This is a genomic window from Pseudomonas sp. 18175 (assembly GCF_050432925.1).
Taxonomy (GTDB): Bacteria; Pseudomonadota; Gammaproteobacteria; order Pseudomonadales; family Pseudomonadaceae; genus Aquipseudomonas.
Genome location: NZ_JBKFTO010000024.1, coordinates 25,409 through 47,558, shown reverse-complemented (window position 1 = coordinate 47,558; position 22,150 = coordinate 25,409). Strand labels below are relative to the sequence as shown.

The window sequence follows — 22,150 nt, the reverse complement described above, 5'->3', positions numbered from 1 at the left end:
GAGCCCGACCATGCTCAAAGCCGCTATTGCCCTGATGCTGATCGCGACCGTTGTGAGCCTGTTCAGTGGTTTGTTCTTTCTGGTCAAGGACGAGGGCAACTCCAATCGCCTCGTCACTGCCTTGACCGTGCGTGTCGTGTTCGCCGTCATCACCCTGGCGTTGATTACCTGGGGCTTCCTCAGCGGCCAGCTGGTTTCTCACGCACCGTGGTAAATCGCCTCACAGCACATAGACGAAGAAAAACAGCCCGATCCACACCACATCCACAAAGTGCCAATACCAGCTCGCCGCTTCGAATCCGAACTGATGCTCAGCATTGAAATGCCCGCGCAGAATACGCATCAGCATCACAAACAGAATGATGGTGCCGATGGTCACGTGGGCACCGTGAAAACCGGTAAGCATGAAGAACGTCGCGCCGTACACGCCCGAACCCAAGGTCAGGCCCAGCTCTTTGTAGGCGTGGATGTATTCCTCGGCCTGGAACCCGAGAAACGCCAACCCCAGCAGCACGGTGAGCGCCAACCAAATCTTCAGCGCACCGCGATGACCTTTGCGCAACGCGTGGTGCGCAATGGTGATGGTCACGCTGGAACTCACCAACAATATGGTGTTGACCAGCGGCAGGCCCCACGGGCTGATCGTGCCTTCCGGCGCCGGATACAGTTTTGGGTCAGGGTTGTTGAGCAGCGGCCAGGCAAACTCGAAATTCGGCCACAGCATGTGCGCAATGCCCTTTGCGCCTTCGCCCGCCAACCAGGGCGCCGACATGTGCCGCACATAAAAAAGTGCACCAAAGAATGCGATAAAGAACATCACTTCGGAAAAGATGAACCACGTCATGCCCCAGCGAAACGAGCGATCCATCTGCGGGCTGTACAAACCGGCACGGCTTTCCTTGATGACCGCGCCGAACCAACCGAACAGCATGTAGGCCAACAACAGCCCGCCCACGAAAAAGATCCACGGGCCGTGGGATTCCGGGCGTGCCGCCTTGAGGTCGTTGAACCACACGGCCAACCCATACACGGTGACCAGCATGCCGACCGTGGCAATTATGGGCCATTTGCTTTGCGCTGGTACGTAGTACGTATCATGAGACGACATGTATTCGCTCTCCTGATTGAGGGGGCAAACAGTAGCTAGCCGCCGGTGTGGACAGCCACCGGCGGTTGGCGCGCAGTGATATCAAATAGGGTGTACGCCAGGGTCAAATGCTTCACATCCTTGGGCATGTCGCGATCGACAATAAAACGCACGGGCATCTCAATGCGCTGGCCGGGTTGCAGCACTTGCTGGGTGAAGCAAAAACATTCGGTCTTGTGGAAGTACATCGCCGCTTCGGCGGGGGAGATGCTGGGCACCGCCTGGGCGGTCATGGGCTTGTCGGTGGGGTTGTAGGCCACGAACAGCATTTCGTTGACGGCACCTGGGTTAACCACCACTTCGTCGGCCTTGGAATGAAATTCCCAGACCATATCGATGGCGTTGGTGGACAAAAACTGCACCCGCACTTGCCGCGAGGGGTCGACGATTTGCTCACCTTCGTACTGCCCAGCGGTCTTGCCGTTGATACCGAACGCCTTGCACATCACGTCGTAGATCGGCACCAGGGCGAAGCCGAAGGCGAACATGGCCAGCACCAGGATCAGCAGGCGGGTGACGAGGCGTTTGATTGGCACGGAGTCAGCCATGACGCTCACCCAAGTCGACCGCGGTCAATGTGGGAGCGGGCTTGCTCGCGAATGCGGTGTGCCAGGCACTGTTTGTGATGACTGATACACCGCTTTCGCGAGCAAGCCCGCTCCCACAGGGGATGTGTGGTGGCCTGTTCATTTCACCTCCGGCGGCGTAGTGAAGGTGTGATACGGCGCCGGCGAAGGAATGCTCCATTCCAGTCCTTCGGCCCCATCCCACGGCTTGGCTGGCGCGGGCGGGCCGCCACGGATGCACTTGATCACGATAAACAGGAAGAAGATCTGCGTGGCGCCAAACATAAACGCGCCAATCGACGACACCATGTTGAAGTCGGCGAACTGCAGGTTGTAGTCCGGCACCCGGCGCGGCATGCCGGCCAACCCCACGAAGTGCATCGGGAAGAACGCCATGTTCATGCCCACGAAAGACAGCCAGAAGTGCAGCTTGCCCAGGGTTTCGTCGTACATATGGCCGGTCCATTTCGGCAGCCAGTAGTAGGCCGAGGCGAAGATGCCGAAGATCGCACCGGGCACCAGCACGTAATGGAAATGCGCCACCACAAAGTAGGTGTCGTGGTACTGGAAGTCCGCCGGGGCAATCGCCAGCATCAGCCCGGAAAAACCACCAATGGTGAACAGGATCACGAAGGCCACCGCAAACAGCATCGGCGTCTCGAAGGTCAGCGAGCCTTGCCACATGGTGCTGACCCAGTTGAACACCTTCACCCCCGTGGGCACGGCGATCAGCAACGTGGCGTACATAAAGAACAACTCGCCCACCAGCGGAATGCCCACCACGAACATGTGGTGCGCCCACACAATGAACGACAAGAACGCGATACTCGCCGTGGCGTAGACCATGGAGGTGTAGCCAAACAGCGGCTTGCGCGAAAAGGTCGGGATGATCGAGCTGACGGCGCCGAAGGCCGGCAGGATCATGATGTACACCTCAGGGTGGCCGAAGAACCAGAACACATGCTGGAACAGCACCGGGTCACCGCCGCCGGCCGCACTGAAGAAGCTGGTGCCGAAGTGGATGTCCATCAGCATCATGGTCACGCAACCGGCCAACACCGGCATCACCGCGATCAGCAGGAACGCGGTGATCAGCCAGGTCCACACGAACAGCGGCATTTTCATCAGGGTCATGCCCGGCGCGCGTAGGTTGAGGATGGTGGCGACCACGTTGATCGCGCCCATGATCGAACTGATGCCCATCAGGTGGATGGCGAATATGAAGAAAGTCACGCTTTCCGGCGCGTAGGTGGTAGAGAGCGGGGCGTAGAAGGTCCAGCCGAAATTCGGCCCACCGCCCGGCGTGAACAGGGTGGACACCAGCAGCAGGAACGCCGCCGGCAGCAGCCAGAAGCTGAAGTTGTTCATGCGCGGCAGGGCCATGTCCGGCGCGCCGATCATCAACGGGATCATCCAGTTGGCCAGGCCGACAAACGCCGGCATCACCGCGCCAAACACCATGATCAGGCCGTGCATGGTGGTCATCTGGTTGAAGAATGCCGGCTCTACAATCTGCAAGCCCGGCTGGAACAACTCGGCACGGATCACCATGGCGAACGAGCCGCCCAACAAAAACATCGCGAAAGCGAACCACAGGTACATCGTGCCGATGTCTTTGTGGTTGGTGGTCAGCACCCAGCGCATCAGGCCTTTGGCGGGGCCGTGGGCATGGTCGGCATGACCATGGTCATCGATCACAGTGCTCATGGCCGTTCTCCTGCAAGCGAGTGGGCGGGGCCGTTCGAGTTAAACGCCTTGAAGTAGGTCATTTGCTTTCCGCCTGTTTCAGGGCCAGCACATCCTTGGGCGTGACCATGTCGCCTTTGTTATTGCCCCAGGCGTTGCGCTCGTAGGTCACTACGGCGGCGATATCCACTTCCGAGAGCTGCTTGCCAAAGGCGGCCATGGCAGTGCCAGGCTTGCCGAAGTAGACGCGGTGCAGGTGGTCTTCCTTAGGCCCAATGGCGATTGGCGAGCCTTTGAGCGCCGGGAACATCGGCGGCAGGCCCTGGCCCTCGGCCTGGTGACAGGCCACGCAGGTGGTGTGGTAGACCTTGTCGCCACGGGCCACCAGCTCTTCCAGCGTCCACTCTTTGGAAGTCAGCTCCTTGAGCTTGGCGGCTTCTGCCTTACGCTCGCCGAGCCAGGTGTCGTAGTCGGCCTTGGACTTGACCTCGACCACAATCGGCATGAACCCGTGGTCCTTGCCGCACAGTTCGGCGCACTGGCCGCGGTAAATGCCGGGCTTCTCGACGCGGGTCCAGGCCTCGTTGACGAAACCTGGAATGGCGTCGCGCTTGACCGCGAAGGCCGGCACCCACCAGGAGTGGATGACGTCGGCGGCGGTGACCAAAAAGCGCACCTTGGCACCCACCGGCAGCACCAGCGGCTGATCGACTTCCAGCAGGTAATGCTCGCCCTTGGTGGCCTGGTTATGGATCTGTTCGGCGGGCGTGGCCAGGTTGCTGAAGAACTCCACATCCTGGCCCAGGTATTTGTAATGCCACTTCCACTGATAGCCGGTGACCTGGATATCGATATCCGACTCACTGCTGTCGTAGATGTTGATCAGGGTCTTGGTCGCCGGAATGGCCATCGCGATCAGGATCAGCAAGGGCACGACAGTCCAGAGGATCTCCACGGTGGTGCTCTCGTGGAACTTGGCTGCCACCTGGCCCGTGGACCGGCGGTGCAGGATCATCGACCAGAACATCGCGCCAAACACGACAATGCCAATCACCACACAGATCCAGAAAATGGTCATGTGCAGGTCAAACACAGCGTGACTGACTTCTGTAGCCCCTGGCGCCATATTCGTTGTCCAGGCGGCGTGCGCCTGGCCGAATACCGACCACAACAGGAGGCCCATCCAAACATGTGGATGTCGCGTCATTGCGGGTTCCCCTTATCGTTCTTGTTATCCCGCCGGTTTGCACCTGCGTCGAAGGGAGCGGCTTCCATACTGCTTACAACCGCTTAGCCTCACCTGCTTATGCAGTCTGGCGTCATCAGCTAATTGCGTACAAATCCGAGTATAGACAGGGTCTGCAACCCCGCAATGTGTAGGGACAAATGAACCAAAATGGTGATTCGGACCAATAAGTACGGGCGCGGAATCGTTTATCCGACGAACGATGGCAATTCGATATAACACACGCGCATAACCATGAAATAATTATGACAAATGCGTCTGAGGCGCTCATATAAACGAGCTACCTTATCCTCTCTCTTTTCCTACGCCTGCATCACTGGAGCCTTCATGAACACCGCCGCATTGCGCGAGCAGATTTCCCGTGCCCATCAACACGAAGCCAGCACGGGCCAGCTTGCCCAGCAACTGGAAACCCAATTGCCGCACCTGCATTCGGCCATCTCCCTGGCTGACGGTGATCGCAACATTGTCATGACCCGCTTCGTCACCGCTTACATCGACCTCGTTCCGGACCTGCTGGACGCCGCCAACGATGTGGCCCGCGAGGCCGGCATCGAAAGCCAGATCAAGCCGGTGCTGAAAATCGCCGAGCATTTCTTCCTGCAACCGCCTGCCATTTTGGCTGGCCATGTGGGGCTCGACAGCCTGCTGGACGAGGCCTACCTGGCGCACCGTTTAGTGGAGGAGGTCAACGATCTGTATATCAAGCATTTCGGTCAGCCGTTGATTCCGGCGGACACCACCGTGGCCAACTTGATTGCCCACCAACTGATTGGCGAAGCATTTGCCAATCAACTGGATGAAGCGGTGCATTTGGCGGTAGATGAGATGCTCAACGAAGACAGCTTTGCGCTGGAGTCGGTGGAGGCCTACCGCGAAACGCTCAAGAGCCCGGACACGGAAGCCGCGTGGAAGCGCTGGCCGTGTCTGTCGCGCCAGCTTGGGGTTGAGTTGGCCCTGGATCAGCCGGCCTGATTCTCCAGCCTCATAGCGATCAAATGTGGGAGCGGGCTTGCTCGCGAATGCTGAGTGTCAGTCACTGAACAGGTGACTGATTTACCGCATTCGCGAGCAAGCCCGCTCCCACATTTTTGATCCAGTTTCGTCAGCCTGTTGCAGGCGCTGAGCCAATTCCGGTGGTGGTGCGCACCCGACCTTCCAACCGACGCTTCAACCCCCGCGCTTCAATCACCAGCTTCGAACCTTTCGACGCATTGGCCCGACCCCATTCCTCCAGAAGCTCCAAGCAAGAATGGTCGATGTAACTCAGGTTGTTCAGCGGCACATGCAACGTGGTCCCCGCCGGAACCGTCGACAACACCTTGGTCAGCGCTGGCACTTTCAGGAAGGTCGCCGCACCGGTCAATCGCAATTCCATCTCACCGTCTTGGGGCAAATCAACCAGGCTCACTTTCAGCCGCGAAGCCTTGAGTGCCAGCTTGACCAACGTCAGGCCAAAGCCCACCAGCACGCCGGTCAGCAGGTCGGTAAAAATGATCGCCAGGGCCGTCGCGGCATAGGTAAACATCGGCATCCGCCCATATCGGCCCAACGCCTTGAACGCTTTGACGTCCACCAGCTTGATCCCCGTATACACCAGCACACCCGCCAGGCTCGCCACCGGAATGCTTTGCAGCACGCTCGACAGCAACAGCACGAATGCCAGCAGCCACAGGCCATGGAACATCGCCGACATACGTGTGGTGGCGCCGGCCTGCACATTCGCCGAGCTGCGTACGATTACGCCGGTCATCGGCAGAGCGCCGAGCAGGCCGCAGAGCATGTTACCCACACCCTGAGCGGACAATTCTTTGTCGAAATCCGAACGCTGGCCGCTGTGCATGCGGTCCACCGCCGCTGCGGACAGCAAGGTTTCGGCACTGGCGATAAACGCCACGGCAAATGCGGCGATCAACAGCTGGGGATCGGCCAGGTTCAGCAGGTCACTGGGCCGCAGCCAGTCGATGGCATCAGCTAGGTTCTCCGGGACCTCCACACGCTTGACCTGCAAGGCCAACAGCAAGCTGGCCACCGTGGTCAGGCCCACGCCCAGTAACGCTCCCGGCACGAAGCGCAGCGCTTGCGGGCGCAACTTGTCCCACAGGTACATCACCAGCATGGTCGATAAGCCGAGCAAGCCGGCCTGCCAACCCAGGCTCGGAATGGCTTGGGCCACTGCGGCCGGAAAGCTCGCCAGGTTATCCAGCCCCGAAGGCTTGGGCGCGCCATCGAGCATCACGTGGATCTGCGACAGCACAATCAGCACGCCGATGCCGGCCAACATGCCATACACCACTGCTGGCGCAGTGACGCGGAACCAGCAGCCCAGACGCAGACGCCCCGCCACCAGTTGCAGAAAGCCCGCCAGCAACAGGATCGGCCCCAGCATCAACATGCCGTGCTGGCGCACCAGTTCGAACACCAGCACCGCCAAACCTGCGGCCGGGCCACTGACCTGCAAGGGCGACCCCGCCAGCCAACCCACCACCAAGCCACCGATAATGCCGGTAATCAGTCCTTTAGCCGGCGGCATGCCGGACGCGATCGCGATGCCCATGCACAGTGGCAGGGCGACCAGAAACACAACCACCGAGGCGAGCAGCTCTCGAGGTATTACAGCTTTCAATTGAGCAGCACGCATGATGACTCTCCCGAGACATTCGCCGGGCGCGGCAAAGCCTGGCTGCATCCATGGCAGCCACCGCTTTACCCGGCAGGGAAGTGTTTTAGAAGCGCGCTTTAGGCGTCGCGGAAGGAATCGGGCCTTCGCCGTTCAACGGTCGGAACGCCGATTGATCCGCATCGTAGGCCCGGATCTCGCTGGTCTCGATGTTGTAGATCCAGCCATGGATAAACAAATGACCATTGGCCATGCGCGAGGCCACCGAAGGGTGGGTGCGCAAATGTTGCAGCTGGGCGATGACGTTTTCTTCGGTCAGCACCTTCATGCTCTCGCCTTCATTGGCGCAGTCGCAGTTGTCGTGGACCATGGTCTTGGCGACCTCGGCATGCCGCAGCCAGGCCTTGACCGTTGGCATCTTCTCCAGGCTGTCGGGGTTGAGTACCGCGCGCATGGCGCCGCAATCAGAGTGCCCGCAGACGATGATGTGCTGCACGCCCAGTGCCAATACGGCGTATTCGATAGCGGTGGAGACACCGCCGTTCATCTGCCCGTAGGGCGGCACTACGTTGCCGACATTACGGGTTACGAACAAATCGCCAGGCGAGCTTTGGGTGATCAGTTCGGGCACGATGCGCGAGTCGGCACAGGTAATGAACATCGCCCGTGGGCTCTGGGCCGTGGCGAGCTTCTTGAAGAGTTCTTCCTGCTGGGGGAAGACGTCGTGATGGAAATGCAAAAAGCCGTCAACGATATGCTGCAGCGCTGCATCGGCGGTTTCCGCCACCTCAGGGGCTGAAGCCGACGCAGCCAACGGCTGTTTATCCTTGTCACTCATGATTCATCCTCTTGATTAATGCAGGGGAGTGTTCAGGCCAGTTCGACGCCAGGCCAGCGCAATAGTTGTGAAACACCACAAACCAGGCCGTCGACTCGTCAGTCACTCGCTGAACAAGGTAGCCGCCGAAACTTAACTCAAACTGAATGAACCGCTCTAGGACGCGGGTTTCAGTGATATCAAAGTGAGACTATTCCTACAAGAACAGTGCACCTTTCCCAATTAGTCTACAACAAAGCCATCTGCCTGCCTGGCGGGCAGAACGCCGTGCAATCCAGGTTGAACCCCTCCCGTCGATTGAGCCCCAGTCGTTTGATCGCCTTGCTGAATCGCTGGGCCAGCAAATCGGCAAAGGGTCCCTCTCCGCGCATGCGCACGCCAAAACGGCTGTCATAGACCTCGCCACCGCGTACCTGGCGTACCAGGCTCATCACATGGGCAGCGCGCTGTGGGTAATGGGCCGCCAGCCACTCCTCGAACAGCGGCGCCACCTCCAGCGGCAGGCGCAGCATCATGTACGCCGCACTTTGCGCACCGGCCGCATGGGCTTCTGTCAGCAGGCTCTCCAACTCACTGTCATTGATCATCGGGATCATTGGCGAACACAGCACACCCACCGGGATACCCGCCTCACGCATCACCCGTATCGCCCGCAACCGCGCCTTGGGCGCTGCCGTGCGCGGTTCCAGGATGCGCTTGAGCTCATCGTCCAGGCTCGTAAGGCTGATCATCACCGCCACCAGGCGTTGGCTGGCCAACTCGGTGAGCAGGTCGAGATCGCGCAGTATCAGCGAGCCCTTGGTGATGATGGTCACCGGGTGTCGGTAGCGCAGCAGCACTTCGAGGGTCTGCCGAGTGATCTTGTAGTCACGCTCGATAGGCTGGTACGGGTCGGTATTGGAGCCCAGGTTGATCGGCGCACACACGTAGCCTGGTTTCGACAGCTGCTGCTCCAGCACATCGGCGGCATTGCTCTTGGCGATCAGCCTGGTTTCGAAGTCCAGCCCCGGCGACATGTCCCAATACGCATGGCTGGGCCGCGCATAGCAGTAGATGCAGCCATGCTCACAACCACGATAGGGGTTGATCGAGCGGTCGAACGGCAAGTCCGGCGAGGTGTTGCGGGTGATGATGGTCTTGGCCGTTTCAACCCGCACCTCGGTGCCCTGGGTCGGTGGTACTTCCTGATACCAGCCGTCGTCCTCGGCCACGCTGACGGTAGGCGCAAAGCGGTTGTGCAGGTTGGTGGCAGTACCGCGCCCGCGCGGAGGCAGGGGAGGAATCATGGTCGAGCTCCTTTAGCTGTATTTATATACAGTATTCGAGAAATCCCATTTCGACCAGCACCGTTTGGCGCTCAAGGGCATGACGCACAACAACCCTGAAATATTTAAATGTTTAAAACGCGCACCAGTACTGTAAAAATTATTGAGTCATAATTGAGAAATCATTAATAACATATGAAAAATGGATTCATACAATGTACGGCCGTTATGATCTCGGCCCACCCCAGTTAAACAAATAGGTACATTATGTCTCAGGATGAACTACGTCTATCGTGCGAAGACTTCGAAAAAGACAACAGCCCGGAAATATTACTCGAGCGTTTTAGCGAAGGTGAATTGACCTTCGCAATGTATGCATCTTCTTCGAAAAAAGATGGCCATTACGACAAAACTTCTTCGCCTACCGACCTCGACAATGATGGCGATGAAGACGACGATGACAAGAAGCTGTTCTTGGACATGGCTAATCTTTTCGCTAAAACTTGCGGCCGTTAAATACCGTTCATGATGCCGCCCGCGGCACTCAACTTCATTTGAGTTAGTGCTGCGAACAACACGTTGCACTTGCTATACATTTTTAACCGGCCTATATCGACACACGGATATAGGCCGGTTGTTTCATTACTTGCCATTCGCCTCTTGTGCGTTAACCGGTATATCTGCCCGTAAACTTGAAACTTCGGCAGCATTCACCGGAGCACTCGCATTCCCCCAACTCCCACGAATAAAACTGACAACGTCCGCCACCTCTTGGTCCGACAACCGCCAGGCAAACGCTGGCATGGTGAACGTTGACGGTGCCGCGTGCGTAGCGGGCAAAGTGCCCCCCTTCAACACGATGTTGATCAACGACGTGGCATCGGCCGACTGCAACACCGGGTTGCCCGCCAGTGCGGGGAACACCCGCGTGTAGCCATGGCCATCTGTACGGTGGCAGGCCGCGCAGTTGTCGATGTACACCGAGGCGCCCCGCTGGCTGTCGTCGCCTTTCCACAGCGCCTCAGCCACCTGCTTGTCGTACTGATGCGGCGCGTCCTTGGGATCGACCGCCGGCAGGCTCTTGAGGTATCGGGCAATCGCGGTCAAGTCGTCTTGGGACATGTATTGCATGCTGTGCACCACCACATCGCTCATGCCGCCAAACACCGCGCTACGATCACTGCGACCGGTCTTGAGAAATTGCACCAGTTGCTCTTCGCTCCAACTGCCGAGACCATCCTTGTGGTCACCGCGCAGGCTTTTCGCGATCCAGCCTTCCAGCGGCGCACTGCCAGATAGAAACGCACTGCCGTCAGTCGCACTCAGCGCCTTTTCCTGCATGGTCAGGGCCCGTGGCGTGTGGCACGCCCCGCAGTGGCCAAGACCTTCCACCAGATAAGCGCCACGGCTGATCACCGGGTCGGCTCCCGGCGCTGCCTGATAGTCCGCGACGGTGGGCGCAAACATCCAACGCCACGCCGCCAGCGGCCAACGCATGCTCAAGGGCCACGGGATATCGCTGCGTTTGTTCTCTTGGGCAACCGGCTCCACGCCCTTCATGAAGTACGCATACAACGCCTGCATATCGCTTTCGCTCACGCGCGCATAAGACGGGTAGGGCATCGCCGGGTAAAGCGTACTACCGCTCTTGGCGACGCCATGGCGCACAGCCTTGTCGAAGTCCTCAAAGCTGTAGTCGCCCAGGCCTGTCTTGTCCGGGGTGATATTGGTGGAATAGATCACGCCGATGGGTGTTTCCATCGGCAGGCCGCCCGCAAATGGCTTACCGCCCTTGGCGGTATGACAGGCCACGCAATCTCCCGCACGGGCCAAGTATTCGCCTTGTTTGATCAGATCGGGCTCAACCGCGCTCACCGAGCAACTGCTGAACAGTGCAAAGGTTGCGATAACAAGTGCTTTCATGGTCATCGCTCCTTATGCCTGAACCAGTGGGCCGGGGTTTTTCAGGTACTGCTCGCGGATCGCCCGCGCCGACCAGTAGGTCAATGCCGCCACCAGGCCCGTAGGGTTGTAGCCCAGGCCTTGTGGGAATGCGGATGCACCCGGCACAAACACGTTGTGCACATCCCAGCACTGCAGGTAGCGGTTCAGGGCGCTGGTCTTCGGGTCGGTGCCCATGATCGCGCCACCGTTGAGGTGGGTGGTCTGGTACGACGCGGTGTTGAAGTGCTCACCGACCTTTTTGCCAAGCACGGCAATCGCCTTCGGGTTCATCGCCTCGGCGACCTTGCCCATTTTCTCGACCATAAAGCGGTTCATCTTGATGTCGTTTTCCTGCCAGTCGAACGTCATCCGCAGCAGCGGCAAGCCGTAGGCATCGCGGTACACCGGGTCCAGATCGAGGTAGTTGCCCCGGTAGGATTGATGGGCGCCATGGGCATCCATCGACACCTGGTGGGTGTAGTAATCGGCGGTGGCACGCTTCCACGCACTGCCCCAAGCTGGCGTGCCTGGCGGGTTTGACGTACCGGCAATCGGTCGGCTGCCGGCCTGGTTGACCCACATTGGCGAGCCGCCCACAAAACCGTGGGGGCCGTGGTCGAAGTTATCGGCGTTGAAGTCATCCATCGCCACGCCGTTGCCGCCCGCACCGATGAAATTGTTGGTGTGGGTGTCCTTGTCAAAGAACGCCTTGATGGTGGCCATGTTCTGGTAGGCAAAGTTCCGGCCCACCACGCCCTCGTTGGTGATCGGGTCGTAAGGCTTGCCGATGCCCGACAGCAGCATCAAGCGCACGTTGTGGAACTGGAATGCGCCGAGGATCACCAGGTCCGCCGGCTGCTCGATCTCACGGCCCTGGGCGTCGATGTAGGTCACGCCGGTGGCTTTGCTCTTGGTGCTGTCGAGGTTGACCTTGAGCACATGGGAATTAGGCCGCAACTCGAAGTTCGGCACCTGGCGCAACGCCGGCAGGATGTTCACGTTCGGCGACGCCTTGGAATACATGTAGCACACGTAACCGCTGCAAAATCCGCAGAAGTTGCACGGGCCCATCTGCGCGCCGTAGGGGTTGGTGTAGGCCCCCGACGTATTGGCGGACGGCAGGTTGTAGGGTTTATAACCAACCTCGGCAGCGGCTTTCTGAAACAACTGTGCGGAAACGGTGTTTTTCTGTGCTTGCAGCGGGAAGGGGTTGGAACGGTCCGGCGCATACGGGTTGCCGCCACGGCCTTCGCCCACCAACTGGCCTTTGACGGTCCAGGCTTGGCCCGAGGTGCCGAAGACTTTTTCGGCGTAATCGAAAAATGGCTCCAGCTCTTCGTAGCTCACGCCGAAGTCCTGGATGGTCATGTCCTTGGGAATGAAGTTTTTACCGTAGCGCTCTTCGTAATGACTGCGCATGCGCAGCTCAATAGGGTCGACACGAAAATGCACGCCCGACCAATGCAGGCCTGCGCCACCCACGCCATTGCCCGGCAAGAACGCGCCCAACTGACGGTTGGGCAGGGCGACGTCATTCACGCTATGGCGAATAGTCACCGTCTCCTTGGAAATGTCCTGGAAGAGTTTTTTACGCACGCTGTAGGTCAGTTCATCAATGACCTGGGGATAGTTGCCGTCTGGATAAGTGTCCTGCATCGGGCCGCGCTCTAGCGCTACCACGTTGAGGCCCGCTTCCGTCAGCTCCTTGGCCATGATCGCGCCGGTCCAGCCGAAGCCTACGATCACCGCGTCTACTTTCTTCATGATGGTCGCCACGTTTATGCCCTCTCGCCGCGGATGGAAACTGCCGGGAAGGGGTATTGCTCGTTGCGTTCAACCCAGTCCATAAAGTCGGCGCGGGCGCCGGGAAAGCCGATCATGGTCCAACCGACCATGCCTTTATTGCCACCGTGGATCGGGTCGCAGAAGAACCCTTCCTTGGTGTTTTGCAGCAACAGGTTGAAGAAAACCTTCGGTGGCACCGCCTCGAAATGCGCAGCCAATTCGCTGCCACCCGCCTCGAGACGACGCAACATATCGTCTCGGGTAGCGCTGTCTTGCGCAGCAAAAGCTTTACCGTTGAACGCCTTCGACCACGCATCCGTCGCGGCAATACCCAACCGATAGATTTCCTTGGGCACCAATTTGGACTGCCAGCCCATCTCCGGAGCCGCGTCGGCGTTGAAGGGACCTTGCATGAACCACAGGGCGCCGCTGGCGTACGGTGTGTTCATCTGGCGGTCGATGTATTCCGGCGCGCCGGCTTCCAGGGCGCCAGGGCCTTGGGCATCGGCGGGTATCAGTTGCGCGACGGCTGCATTGATAAATGCCCATTCTTCGGCCGTGAAGTAACTCGGCTCATAGGTTTTTTCGCTCGCCACTGGCGTGGCCGGGGCGGCTTGGGCCGGCTCCGGCGTGGCCATCAGCATCGAGCCGCCAAGGCCAGTACTGGCAACCGTGACCACCGGGATCAAGGTCAAGGATTTGCGCAAAAAGTCACGCCGGGGGTTGTCTTGATCTTGATCAGACATGGGTGCACCTCATCATGTGGTCACGGGTTTATCAGCCGCTTCTAAGGAGCGGCTTGTCTTTTCTGAGCGCGTAGCGGCAATCAATAGTTACAAATGATAGCAGCCTAAGAATCGAGAGAATCGTTTCAGCGACTAAAGATTGAGGATTCACAAATCTTTTACGCCTCGCTCACACCCTATTGACCCCCCGTAACCGACCCTGAGCGCCACCCACCAACCCTCTATTCGGTTACGTCGCCCATGTTCAAGCATCAATGGCTGCCGGCCCTTGGCCTCGCGCTCGTGGCACTGTTTCCTTTCGTTCATGCCCAGGCCGACGAATCCACCTCCATCCGCTCCCCCGAGTGGGCCCAGCCCGTAGGTGACCGTTACAACCTGCACCAGATGACACCCACGCTCTACCGCAGTGCATTACCCGACAGCAACGCCGGCCCACTGCTGGACACGCTCAAGATCGGCACGGTGATCAACTTCCTGCCCGAGTCCGACGCCAACTGGTTGAAAGCTCCCGGTATCCGGCAGGTACAACTGAGTTATCGCACCAATCATGTGGATGATTCCGACGTACTCGCCGCCCTGCGCGCCATCCAGGCAGCCGAAGCCAACGGCCCGGTGTTGATGCACTGCAAGCACGGTTCCGATCGAACTGGCCTGATGGCGGCGATGTATCGCGTGGTGATTCAAGGCTGGAGCAAGGAGGAGGCGCTGAACGAGATGACCCTGGGCGGCTTCGGCACCAGTAATGGTTTCAAGGACGGGGTTCGCTACATGATGAAGGCCGATGTCGACAAGTTGCGCATAGCATTGGCGAATGGCGATTGCAGCACCAGCGCGTTTGCGCTGTGCTCGATGAACAGTTGGCTCAACACGGCGGACACCCGCCGTGTTGAAACCAAGGAAGCCCGTGAACTGGTACTGACTCCCTGACCGACTGTCAGTCTTTTTTCAGCTTTGGATTGGGGAAGAATTGCACCGCCTGAACCTTAGGATCAGCCGGCGCCTTAATCGCCGAAGTATTGACCCGCGTACCCAATTCCTTGGGCACCGACAAACCCTGGTCATTCAGCGTGTCGGTATAACCGCAGGCCACACATTCACGGTGCGGCACGCTGTCCTCGGTCCACATCTTCAACTTGTCCGGCTCACTGCACGCCGGGCAGACCGCCCCGGCGATAAATTGCTTTTTGGTAATCACAGGCCCTTCACTCATGCTGCCGCGTCCTCACTCAGGCCGCTGTGGCGCAAGAGTGCGTCAATCGACGGCGCACGTCCGCGAAAGTCGACGAACAACACCATCGGCGCCTGGGAGCCGCCACGGGCCAGAATGGCTTCGCGGAACGCACGGCCAGTCTCGGCATTGAGCACGCCGTCTTCTTCAAACTTGGAGAAGGCATCGGCAGACAACACTTCGGCCCACTTGTAGCTGTAGTAACCCGCCGCATAACCGCCGGCGAAGATATGCGCAAAGCTGTTGGGGAAGCGGTTGTAGGCCGGCGGGCGCATCACGGAGACTTCATCGCGAATGCCTTCCAGAACCTGGGCAACGCTGCGACCATCACCGTGGGTAGCGTGCAGTTCGAAGTCGAACAGCGAGAACTCCAACTGGCGCACCATCATCAGGCCGGACTGGAAATTCTTCGCCGCGAGCATTTTTTCCAGCAGGTCCTGAGGCAGCGGCTCACCGCTCTCATAGTGACCGGAGATCAGCGCCAGGCCTTCCGGCTCCCAGCACCAGTTCTCCATGAACTGGCTCGGCAACTCCACCGCATCCCAGGCCACGCCGTTGATGCCGGATACGCCGGCGTGCTCAACGCGGGTCAACAGGTGATGCAGGCCGTGGCCGAACTCGTGGAACAGGGTGGTGACTTCATCGTGGGTCAGCAGGGCAGGCTTGCCGCTGTCGGCCGGAGTGAAGTTGCACACCAGGTTGGCTACCGGGCTTTGCAGTACGCCATCGACTTTGCGGCGACGGTCGCGTGCGCCGTCCATCCAGGCACCGCCACGCTTGTTGGCGCGGGCGTACAGGTCGAAGAAGAAGCGGCCGACGTGCTGGCCGTTTTCCTTGATTTCAAACAGGCGCACGTCTGGGTGCCAGGTGTCGAAGCCCTTTTGCTCGGCGATTTCGATGCCGTACAAGCGCTGCACAATGGCGAACAGGCCGCCCAGCACTTTGTCGATGGGGAAGTAGGCGCGCAGGGCTTCCTGGGACACGCTATAGCGCTGCTCACGCAGTTTTTCGCCGTAGAAACCGCTGTCCCAGCTCTGCAGGTCGGCACAACCTTGTTCGGCCGCGTAAGCCTTGAGCTGTTGCAGGTCCTGGGCGGCAAACGGCTTGCTGCGCTTGGCCAGGTCACGCAGGAAGCTCAGCACCTGGTCGCTGGACTCGGCCATCTTGGTGGCCAGGCTCAACTCAGAGAACGAGGCGTAACCCAACAGCTTGGCCAGTTCCTGACGCAGGTCGAGGATCTGTTCCATCACCGGACCGTTGTCGTTCTGACCGGCATTCGGGCCTTGGTCCGACGCGCGAGTGCAGTAGGCCGCGTAGACTTCTTCACGCAGGGCGCGGTCGTGGGCGTAGGTCATTACCGCGTAGTAGCTCGGAAATTCCAGGGTGATCAGCCAGCCATCCAAACCTTTGGATTGGGCCGCGGCGGCCATTTGCGCCTTGGCCGAGTCGGTCAGGCCGGCGAGGATGGCTTCGTCGGTGACGTGCTTGGTCCAGGCTTGGGTGGCGTCCAACAACTGGTTGGAGAACTTGCTGCCCAGCTCGGAGAGTTTGCTCTGCACTTCGGCGTAGCGTTTTTGCTGCTCCGGCGGCAGATCAATACCCGACAGGCGGAAGTCGCGCAGGGAGTGTTCCAGGATGGTTTTTTGCGCCACGTCGAAACCTGCGGCTTCCGGGCTGTTGGCCAGGGCTTCAAAAGCCTGGAACAGTTCACGGTTCTGGCCCATCTCTGTGGAATAGGCGCTCAACGCCGGCAGGCAACCTTCGTAGGCCTCGCGCAGTTCGGCGCTGTTGCACACGGCGTTGAGGTGGCTGACCGGGCTCCAGGCGGCGCCCAGACGGTCGTTCAGTTCGTCCATGGCCAGCACCAGCCCGGCCCATGTCGGATTTTTCCCTTGGCTTTGCAGGATGCCTTCGATGGCGACACGGTTGTCGGCGAGAATCTGTTCAATGGCCGGCTGGACGTGCTCGGCACGGATCGCCGAGAACGGCGGCAGGTCGTAGGACTGCAGAAGAGGGTTGTTCGCGCTCACGGTGGGCACCTTGGCTGAAGAAACATGTAAGAACAAAGATGGGGCCATCTTAATTACAATCAACGCCCACCGCAGCTATCAGCACAAGAGAGAGAGGCTATCGTGACCCTTCGCACCTATCAGAACCACACGCCAACCCTGGGCGCCGGGGCTTTTGTCGATATTTCGGCGGTGGTGATCGGCGATGTCGAAATCGGCCCAGACAGCTCGGTATGGCCACTGACGGTCATTCGCGGCGACATGCACCGCATCCGCATCGGCGCACGCACCAGCGTGCAGGACGGTTGCGTGCTGCACATCACCCACGCCGGGCCCTTCAACCCGGCCGGTTTCCCCCTGTTGATCGGCGATGACGTGACCATCGCCCACAAAGTCATGCTGCATGGCTGCACCGTGGGCAACCGCATCCTGATCGGCATGGGCAGCATTGTGATGGACGGCGTCGTGGTGGAAGACGACGTGATCATCGGCGCCGGCAGCCTGGTACCGCCGGGCAAGAAACTCGACAGCGGCTTTTTGTACGTGGGCAGCCCGGTTAAACAAGTGCGCGCACTGACCGACAAGGAGCGTGCCTTTTTCACCTACAGCGCCGCGAACTACGTGAAGCTCAAAGACCTGCACCTGGCTGAAGGATTCGACCGATGACCCTGCATTACCAAACCGTGCTGTTCGACCTGGATGGCACCCTCACCGACCCGCGCGAGGGCATTACCCGTTCGATCCAGTACGCCCTGGACAAACTGGGGATCGATGAGCCCGACCTGACCAAGCTTGAACACTTCATCGGCCCGCCGTTGCTGCAAGCGTTCATGCAGTTCTACGACCTTGATGAAGCCAAGGCCTGGGAAGCGCTGAATTTTTACCGCGAGCGCTTCAAGGTTACCGGGCTGTACGAAAACCGCGTGTTCGATGGCGTGATGCCGCTACTCGAAGAGCTGACGGGCCAAGGTCGCCAGCTGTATGTGGCTACCTCGAAACCCTGGGTGTTTGCCCGCGAAATCGCCCGGCATTTTGATTTTGCCAAGCACTTCAAAGTGATCTACGGCAGTGAACTGGACGGCACGCGCACCAACAAGGTCGAGCTGATTGCCCACTTGATGAGCGAAGAAGGCCTGGACCCGGCCACCACCTTGATGATCGGCGACCGCAAGCACGACCTGATCGGCGCGCGCAGCAATGGGTTGGACTCGGCGGCGGTGGGATATGGATTCGGCAGTTTTGAGGAGTTGAACGCCGAGGCGCCGACTTGGCATTTTGAGACATTGGCTGAGATGCACCAGGCGTTTTTGCAGCGTCCTTAAGACCGCTTTCGCGAGCAAGCCCGCTCCCACAGTTGACCGATTTTCAACATGAGAATGCGGTCGAATGTGGGAGCGGGCTTGCTCGCGAAGAGGCCCTAGAGATCACCAACTTTCAATTGCCTCAACGCCGCCTTACGCTCTACCACCGGCAACCCACCCATCGTCTCCACCGCCCTATAGAACCTCACCCAATCCCCACCTTCCCGCGCAAACAAACGCGCAAACGCCGGCACCCACTGGTCATACAGCCCAAACGGCAACAGCCGTGCATTGTTCATCGGCTGGTTGATCCAAGCGTCATAACGCTTATCCCCACCCCATCGACTGTCGCGCATTTGTCGGTAATCACCGCGTAAACGCTCGAACTCTGCCACCTTGGCGCTACGCATCACGTCGGCTGACAGGGGCTGGGCATAGAGTTTCTCCAGGCGCTGACGGGTGTCGAGAACCAATTGTGTGAACTCGTCCCGCTGCTTCACCGAAGGCAGACTGGCCGGTGCCAACCCACGCGCCGCACGCCATTGCCGGGTGCCTTCCTGCTCAACGAAGTTGGCGTAGGACTCATTGAACTCAGTGTCATCCTTCACATAAAAACGCTGGTGCGCCAGTTCATGAAAAATCAGCGTGGCCAGGCGTTCATCGCCCCAACTCATCATCGAGTTCATGATCGGGTCGTTGAACCAGCCCAAGGTGGAATAGGCCTCGACACCGCCAATCGACACGTCCATGCCGCGTTGCTTCAACAACGCCGCCTCGCCACGCGCGGCGCCCTGATTGTAGTAACCGCGATAGGCCACGCAGCCAGCGATGGGGAAGCAATGGGTTTGGGGAGAAAGGGAGAATTCTGACGTGGCGAACACATTTCAGACTACGTAAGGCCGGCCAATGTCGGCGTACAGCCGGTAACTCTGGTTGTCGGGCAGGTGCAGGTGTTCACTGGCAAAGGTCCGCGCCTTCTGCGATTGCGCCAGATGCTTACGCAACAGTTGAGGCCGCGATGGATCGGCGATCACGTCGGCGACCGGCTCCCGGGCCCGCAGCAATTGCCACTGGCCGCTGGCCAGTTGGCTGTAATAACTGACGCTGGAGCATCCGCTGAGCAGTACAACCGTCAACCCTGCAAGCAAACGCCTGACCATGCTCCGACTACCCCTGACCTGTTTATACTCACACGCAATCATCAACGCTTCTTTCCCATCTAGTGCCCGCCATGCGCCAGCTCTTGTTGCCCGTCACTGCCTTGTTCCTCAGCGCTTGCGCGTCAACGCCCCTTCCGCCGGTTGACCCGCAACAGGCCTGGGTTGATTTTGCGACGCCGACACCGGGCGCCAAACTGGTAATGGCCCAGCGCCTGGATGGCAAGAACCTTAACGATGGCAGATATTTCCAGATGCCGCCTGGCAGCCATGAACTCATGGTGCGCTTTGATTACGAGGTGCCAGCGGGTAGCAGTTTCGGTGGCCTGGGGCAGACAGCCGAACGCACCTGCTTCATGACCTTGCAGTACACAAACTTCCAGGCAGGCCAACGTTATGTGTTGGAAGGTCGTTCGCTGGGCTTCACACCGAATATCCGGCTGTACAACACGGCGCGCCAGCTGCTGGCCGAAGAGCGCAGCTTTAACTGCCTCTGATCAGTCGTTGTTCTTCTGATAGATGATGGCTTTGGTGCCGTTCTCACAGCTACCGACGACCATGGCTACATCGTGTTTCTCAGCTTCTTCCTTGCTGACGATTTCGAGGGTGTAGGACGGCACCGCATTAGCCTGGATCTTGACCTCGATCTCTTTCCTGAGCTCTTCACAATCTTTCGGCGCGGCCACGGCCGAAGTGGCCAAAACACCGCAGATGATCGCCAAGGCAAAACGTTTCATGTGTGAAGCTCCCTGAATGCATGCGCACGGGTGTGCGCCTAGGCAGTAGTGGCTATAGGACCACATTTGTGAAACGCGAGTTCTGATTTAACGCATAACTAAATGTGGGAGCGGGCTTGCTCGCGAATGCGGTGGGTCAGTCAAAGATCTTCCAACTGATCCACCGCATTCGCGAGCAAGCCCGCTCCCACAAGGGCTCTGTTGCGTTAGCTTACGAGTGTGGCATCCAGGCTGATCTTCGCATTCAGCACCTTGGACACCGGGCAACCTTCCTTGGCCTTCTTGCTCAGTTCCTCGAACTGCGCCTGGCTTGCACCAGGGATCTTGGCCTTGAGGATCAGGTGCACAGCCGTGATCGCAAAGCCACCATCTACCTGATCCAAGGTGACTTCGGCCTGGGTATCAATGCTGTCAGCCTTGAGCCCGGCATCGCCAAGAATCATGGAGAACGCCATGGAGAAACAGCCAGCATGCGCTGCGCCAATCAGTTCTTCGGGGTTAGTGCCCTTGCCACCTTCGAAACGGGCCTTGAAGCCATAAGGCGCTTCACGCAGCACGCCGGTTTCGGTAGAGATGGAACCCAGGCCTGTCTTAAGGTCACCTTCCCAATGCGCGGATGCTTTTTTCACGATACTCATAGCGGTCTCCTCGAACGGTGGTTTTGTGTGGTTAAGGGTTCTGAGGATAGTCGGCCTGGCAAAGTTCATCTTGTCGGAGAAACCTAGTGATCCAGTAGGAAATTTCCAAGCTAGCTATTGAATCTCGGGTATATGCCCTCATTGCATAGGCATGCACATGAAGCGGCAGGTTTTGGTTCGTCTAAAAAGCCTGCGGCCCCCTTGGAGAAGCAGGCTTATGAAATCGCTGTCCGACGTAAAGTTCTCGACCCTCGACCTGGTGCCCGTGCGCGCCAACGGCAGTCCGGCGCAGTCGCTGCACAATTCCCTGGACCTGGCCCAGCACGTGGAAAAGTTCGGCTACAACCGTTTCTGGGTAGCTGAGCACCACAATATGGACGGCATCGCCAGCTCCGCCACCTCGGTATTGCTGGGTTACCTAGCCGGCGGCACCTCAACGATTCGCGTCGGTTCCGGCGGTGTAATGCTGCCCAACCACGCGCCCTTGGTGATCGCTGAACAGTTCGGCACCCTGGAAAGCCTCTACCCCGGCCGTATCGACCTGGGCCTGGGCCGCGCCCCCGGCTCCGACCAGATGACTGCCCGCGCCCTGCGCCGCGAACGCTCCGGCAGCGCCGACGAGTTCCCAGAAGACGTGGCCGAACTGATGGCCTACCTGGGCCCACGCACTCCCGACCAACGGATCATCGCCGTACCGGGCACCGGCACCAATGTACCGGTGTGGCTGCTGGGCTCCAGTCTGTTCAGCGCGCAACTGGCTGGTGAGCGCGGCTTGCCCTACGCCTTCGCCTCCCATTTCGCACCGCGCCTGATGCACGAAGCGATTCGGGTATATCGCAACCACTTCAAGCCTTCGGCGGTCTTGGATAAGCCTTACGTGATGCTCGGCATTCCTCTGGTTGCAGCGGACACCGACGAGCAAGCCGATTACCTGGCCACCTCGGTCTACCAACGCATCCTCGCGCTGATGCGCGGGCAAAGCCTGGTGCAGCGCCCGCCGGTGAAAACCATGGACGGCCTGTGGTTGCCCCATGAAAAAGACGCCGTGGGCAGCTTCTTGGGCCTGGCGATGGTAGGCAGCCCGGCGAAGATCCGCGCCAAACTGGAGGTACTGATCGAGCAAACCGGCGCCGACGAACTGATCTTCACCTGCGACCTGTATGAGCACGCCGACCGGATTCATTCCTACGAACTGTTGGCGCAGTTGATGAAGGGGTAAACAACAGGCAGAAAAAAC

General features: G+C 59.2%; 22 protein-coding genes and 1 pseudogene. 8 read left to right on the top strand and 15 right to left on the bottom strand.

The features are described 5' to 3' along the window. The first annotated feature begins 10 nt into the window (after positions 1 to 10). Positions 11 to 214 carry a twin transmembrane helix small protein gene (locus ACLD1Y_RS25635; protein WP_429480550.1) on the top strand — a complete coding sequence of 68 codons (204 nt, stop codon included), beginning with the start codon at positions 11 to 13 and terminating at the stop codon, positions 212 to 214. A gap of 6 nt (positions 215 to 220) precedes the next feature. Here the strand turns inward: ACLD1Y_RS25635 and ACLD1Y_RS25630 are convergent, their stop codons facing one another. From ACLD1Y_RS25630 to coxB, 4 genes are all read right to left on the bottom strand, one after another. Further along, positions 221 to 1,108, bottom strand: a complete 888-nt coding sequence (locus ACLD1Y_RS25630; RefSeq protein ID WP_429480549.1) for a cytochrome c oxidase subunit 3 — start codon at positions 1,106 to 1,108, stop codon at positions 221 to 223. A gap of 35 nt (positions 1,109 to 1,143) precedes the next feature. Continuing rightward, on the bottom strand, positions 1,144 to 1,695 hold the full coding sequence (locus ACLD1Y_RS25625) for a cytochrome c oxidase assembly protein (protein WP_429480548.1): 552 nt from the start codon (positions 1,693 to 1,695) through the stop codon (positions 1,144 to 1,146). Positions 1,696 to 1,833: 138 nt separating this feature from the next. Continuing rightward, positions 1,834 to 3,420, bottom strand: coding sequence for a cytochrome c oxidase subunit I (gene ctaD / locus ACLD1Y_RS25620; protein WP_105699030.1), 1,587 nt, complete (start codon positions 3,418 to 3,420; stop codon positions 1,834 to 1,836). A 58-nt stretch (positions 3,421 to 3,478) separates the two neighbouring features. Next, on the bottom strand, positions 3,479 to 4,606 hold the full coding sequence (gene coxB, locus ACLD1Y_RS25615) for a cytochrome c oxidase subunit II (protein ID WP_429480547.1): 1,128 nt from the start codon (positions 4,604 to 4,606) through the stop codon (positions 3,479 to 3,481). Between the two features lie 366 nt (positions 4,607 to 4,972). Here coxB and ACLD1Y_RS25610 point away from each other — a divergent pair, with 366 nt between their 5' ends. Continuing rightward, positions 4,973 to 5,620 (top strand): hypothetical protein, encoded by a 648-nt coding sequence (locus tag ACLD1Y_RS25610; RefSeq protein WP_429480546.1) that lies wholly within the window; start codon positions 4,973 to 4,975, stop codon positions 5,618 to 5,620. A gap of 130 nt (positions 5,621 to 5,750) precedes the next feature. Here ACLD1Y_RS25610 and ACLD1Y_RS25605 read toward each other — a convergent pair whose 3' ends face one another. The 3 genes from ACLD1Y_RS25605 to ACLD1Y_RS25595 form a co-directional block, all read right to left on the bottom strand. Beyond that, positions 5,751 to 7,286 carry a SulP family inorganic anion transporter gene (locus ACLD1Y_RS25605; RefSeq protein ID WP_429480545.1) on the bottom strand — a complete coding sequence of 512 codons (1,536 nt, stop codon included), beginning with the start codon at positions 7,284 to 7,286 and terminating at the stop codon, positions 5,751 to 5,753. Positions 7,287 to 7,371: 85 nt separating this feature from the next. Beyond that, the gene (locus ACLD1Y_RS25600; protein ID WP_429480544.1) at positions 7,372 to 8,103 is read right to left on the bottom strand and encodes a carbonic anhydrase; all 732 of its coding nucleotides are present in this window, start codon (positions 8,101 to 8,103) and stop codon (positions 7,372 to 7,374) included. A 227-nt stretch (positions 8,104 to 8,330) separates the two neighbouring features. Next, the gene (locus ACLD1Y_RS25595) at positions 8,331 to 9,389 is read right to left on the bottom strand and encodes a PA0069 family radical SAM protein (RefSeq protein WP_429480543.1); all 1,059 of its coding nucleotides are present in this window, start codon (positions 9,387 to 9,389) and stop codon (positions 8,331 to 8,333) included. Positions 9,390 to 9,635: 246 nt separating this feature from the next. Here ACLD1Y_RS25595 and ACLD1Y_RS25590 point away from each other — a divergent pair, with 246 nt between their 5' ends. Continuing rightward, positions 9,636 to 9,884, top strand: a complete 249-nt coding sequence (locus tag ACLD1Y_RS25590) for a hypothetical protein (RefSeq protein WP_429480542.1) — start codon at positions 9,636 to 9,638, stop codon at positions 9,882 to 9,884. 126 nt (positions 9,885 to 10,010) lie between these two features. Here the strand turns inward: ACLD1Y_RS25590 and ACLD1Y_RS25585 are convergent, their stop codons facing one another. From ACLD1Y_RS25585 to ACLD1Y_RS25575, 3 genes are read right to left on the bottom strand one after another with little or no spacing between them, the layout of a single operon-like run. Next, positions 10,011 to 11,291 (bottom strand): c-type cytochrome, encoded by a 1,281-nt coding sequence (locus tag ACLD1Y_RS25585; protein WP_429480541.1) that lies wholly within the window; start codon positions 11,289 to 11,291, stop codon positions 10,011 to 10,013. Between the two features lie 12 nt (positions 11,292 to 11,303). Next, positions 11,304 to 13,088 (bottom strand): GMC family oxidoreductase, encoded by a 1,785-nt coding sequence (locus ACLD1Y_RS25580; RefSeq protein WP_429480540.1) that lies wholly within the window; start codon positions 13,086 to 13,088, stop codon positions 11,304 to 11,306. Between the two features lie 2 nt (positions 13,089 to 13,090). Beyond that, positions 13,091 to 13,843, bottom strand: a complete 753-nt coding sequence (locus tag ACLD1Y_RS25575; protein WP_429480539.1) for a gluconate 2-dehydrogenase subunit 3 family protein — start codon at positions 13,841 to 13,843, stop codon at positions 13,091 to 13,093. 240 nt (positions 13,844 to 14,083) lie between these two features. On the opposite strand from ACLD1Y_RS25575, the gene ACLD1Y_RS25570 reads away from it, so the two are divergent. Then, entirely contained in the window at positions 14,084 to 14,770 is a 687-nt protein-coding gene (locus tag ACLD1Y_RS25570; RefSeq protein ID WP_429480538.1) for a tyrosine-protein phosphatase, read from the top strand. 7 nt (positions 14,771 to 14,777) lie between these two features. Here ACLD1Y_RS25570 and ACLD1Y_RS25565 read toward each other — a convergent pair whose 3' ends face one another. Then, entirely contained in the window at positions 14,778 to 15,053 is a 276-nt protein-coding gene (locus tag ACLD1Y_RS25565; protein ID WP_429480537.1) for a YheV family putative zinc ribbon protein, read from the bottom strand. Next, the gene (prlC, locus tag ACLD1Y_RS25560) at positions 15,050 to 17,149 is read right to left on the bottom strand and encodes an oligopeptidase A (RefSeq protein ID WP_429480536.1); all 2,100 of its coding nucleotides are present in this window, start codon (positions 17,147 to 17,149) and stop codon (positions 15,050 to 15,052) included. Before prlC ends, ACLD1Y_RS25565 begins: the two co-directional genes overlap by 4 nt. Positions 17,150 to 17,203: 54 nt before the next feature. On the opposite strand from prlC, the gene ACLD1Y_RS25555 reads away from it, so the two are divergent. Both ACLD1Y_RS25555 and ACLD1Y_RS25550 read left to right on the top strand, forming a co-directional pair. After that, entirely contained in the window at positions 17,204 to 17,746 is a 543-nt protein-coding gene (locus ACLD1Y_RS25555) for a gamma carbonic anhydrase family protein (protein WP_429480535.1), read from the top strand. Then, positions 17,743 to 18,402, top strand: a complete 660-nt coding sequence (locus tag ACLD1Y_RS25550) for an HAD family hydrolase (protein ID WP_429480534.1) — start codon at positions 17,743 to 17,745, stop codon at positions 18,400 to 18,402. The genes ACLD1Y_RS25555 and ACLD1Y_RS25550 overlap by 4 nt, the downstream gene beginning before the upstream one ends. A gap of 95 nt (positions 18,403 to 18,497) precedes the next feature. On the opposite strand, the pseudogene ACLD1Y_RS25545 reads toward ACLD1Y_RS25550, so the two are convergent. Beyond that, positions 18,498 to 19,541, bottom strand: a pseudogene (locus ACLD1Y_RS25545) (aminopeptidase). Positions 19,542 to 19,612: 71 nt separating this feature from the next. Between ACLD1Y_RS25545 and ACLD1Y_RS25540 the strand changes: the two are divergent. Beyond that, complete coding sequence (locus ACLD1Y_RS25540) at positions 19,613 to 20,035, top strand: hypothetical protein (protein ID WP_429480533.1); 423 nt, start codon at positions 19,613 to 19,615, stop codon at positions 20,033 to 20,035. Here the strand turns inward: ACLD1Y_RS25540 and ACLD1Y_RS25535 are convergent, their stop codons facing one another. After that, entirely contained in the window at positions 20,036 to 20,275 is a 240-nt protein-coding gene (locus ACLD1Y_RS25535) for a DUF1161 domain-containing protein (RefSeq protein WP_135289917.1), read from the bottom strand. It lies immediately after the preceding gene. Positions 20,276 to 20,481: 206 nt separating this feature from the next. Continuing rightward, positions 20,482 to 20,913, bottom strand: coding sequence for an OsmC family protein (locus ACLD1Y_RS25530; protein ID WP_192298168.1), 432 nt, complete (start codon positions 20,911 to 20,913; stop codon positions 20,482 to 20,484). 217 nt (positions 20,914 to 21,130) lie between these two features. On the opposite strand from ACLD1Y_RS25530, the gene ACLD1Y_RS25525 reads away from it, so the two are divergent. Further along, positions 21,131 to 22,132, top strand: a complete 1,002-nt coding sequence (locus ACLD1Y_RS25525; protein ID WP_429480532.1) for an LLM class flavin-dependent oxidoreductase — start codon at positions 21,131 to 21,133, stop codon at positions 22,130 to 22,132. Positions 22,133 to 22,150: the final 18 nt, after the last annotated feature.